The 261-nt window shown below is 72.0% G+C and carries 1 pseudogene; it reads right to left on the bottom strand.

The window, feature by feature from the left end:
* A pseudogene (locus FGF66_RS12425) lies at positions 1-261 on the bottom strand (cation:proton antiporter); the annotation flags it as partial.

Below are 261 nucleotides of genomic sequence, written 5' to 3'. Positions count from 1 at the left end.
TGGCGGAACCAGCGCAAGGGGATGCGGCCACCGGCCTCGAACAGCACCACCGCCACCGCCAGTTCCAGCAAAAACAGCCCGATGCCCTGCAGCGGCCAGACCGCGCCACTGAAGCCGGCCAGGCCGGCAAACGTGCCCACCACCGAATAGCCCACCACCTTGGGCAGGCCGCTGTAACGCTGCACCAGGTGGCCCGCCGCCGCGGCCAGCGCCAGCAGCAGCGACCACTGCAGCGTGGGCAGCCCGGCCGAAGGCCGGAGC

The sequence above is a fragment of the Chlorobaculum thiosulfatiphilum genome (assembly GCF_006265165.1).
Lineage (GTDB): Bacteria > Bacteroidota > Chlorobiia > Chlorobiales > Chlorobiaceae > Chlorobaculum > Chlorobaculum thiosulfatiphilum.
Note: the sequence above shows the minus strand (reverse complement) of the source record. Positions and strands in the feature narration are given on the sequence as shown.